General features: G+C 61.3%; 2 protein-coding genes. Both read right to left on the reverse strand.

Annotation, left to right across the window (positions count from 1 at the left end):
* Positions 1–60: 60 nt before the first annotated feature.
* Positions 61–954 (reverse strand): P-type conjugative transfer protein VirB9, encoded by an 894-nt coding sequence (gene virB9, locus USH94_RS22605; protein ID WP_111965965.1) that lies wholly within the window; start codon positions 952–954, stop codon positions 61–63.
* The gene (locus USH94_RS22610; protein WP_414146667.1) at positions 947–1060 is read right to left on the reverse strand and encodes a VirB8/TrbF family protein; all 114 of its coding nucleotides are present in this window, start codon (positions 1058–1060) and stop codon (positions 947–949) included. The genes virB9 and USH94_RS22610 overlap by 8 nt, the downstream gene beginning before the upstream one ends.
* Positions 1061–1068 lie beyond the last annotated feature (8 nt).

Consider the following 1068-nt stretch of genomic DNA (forward strand, 5'->3'; position numbering starts at 1 on the left):
CCCGCTCGCGTGCTTCCGCCTCCAGTTCGGCGGCGGTTTTAATGTCTTCCTGTTCGTTCATCATTTGCTCTCCAGTTTCACGTCCGGTGAGACGGTGCTGCCGTTCGCCACTGTGACCTGTCCATAGCTGCCGTTTTCAATCCCCACGACCTGGCTGCCGTAGCGCAGCACAAAGCGCGGGGAAAGCGAGCGCAGGACCATCACCCGGTAGTTGCCCTCGGTGCTGAAGGTCGGGGTGATCACCTGTTCGCTGCCGCCGACGATAACCGTCGGCGACGGGATCCGCTTCTGCGGGGAAAAGCCGAGATAGGTAAACCGCCCGTCGTCATACGCAAAATCCGGGGTGATGGACGCCGAGCCTGCCGCCACGCGGCGGGTATAGTTCCAGTTACGCGGCGCGGTGGATTTCTTCAGGGCAAGCTGAATGCGCTCTTTTTCCTGCGCGGCCTGAAGCTCCTGCTGACGGGCGAGGCGGGCGGCGTCGTTCTGCCTGCGGGTATCGTCGGGATAGCTGAAGCGCACCACAAAGGCGAGGTTTCCTGCCTCGCGGTCGCTGTCGATCACGTTCAGCATCAGGCTGTAGTCGCGCTTCGTGGTGGTCACAAACAGGTTGGTCTGCCAGTCCTGCTGCGTGGGGGTGAAAATCTTCTGGACGGTTTTGCCGTCCGCATCCGTAACCGGCTGCTTCACCGGCGCGGGGCTAATCCCCACGCGGTTACGGTCGGGTGTGATCGTCCAGCCCTGCGGAAAACCGGCCGTGGCGGTGATCACCTCCTCGTCGGCGTCAAAAACCAGCGTCGTAATGTAGCCCCCCCGCGTGTTGATAACCGTCGTGTTCTGGCTGTTGTAGGGGATGTTCTGAATGCGGCTGTCAAAGGCGCTGCCGCGCGGCGTTGCCGCACCCCATGCTGACGCGGCGGTCAGCAGAAGGGCGCACATCAGCACTTTATTCATCGCTTTTCTCCTTAAACCGCTGATAACTGGTGACCGTGAAGCCGAACGGGTTCACCTCGCGCTCGGAGGCCGTCATTTTCTTCTGCGGGAAATAGCGGTAGGTCATGCGAATCG

This window comes from Enterobacter sp. 148H3, from assembly GCF_034107425.1.
Taxonomy (GTDB): domain Bacteria; phylum Pseudomonadota; class Gammaproteobacteria; order Enterobacterales; family Enterobacteriaceae; genus Enterobacter; species Enterobacter vonholyi.

Coding starts and splice junctions, on each gene's coding strand:
- USH94_RS22610 (WP_414146667.1), bottom strand. CDS start 1,060: ATGACCTACCGCTATTTCCCGCAGAAGAAAATGACGGCCTCCGAGCGC.
- virB9 (WP_111965965.1), bottom strand. CDS start 954: ATGAATAAAGTGCTGATGTGCGCCCTTCTGCTGACCGCCGCGTCAGCA.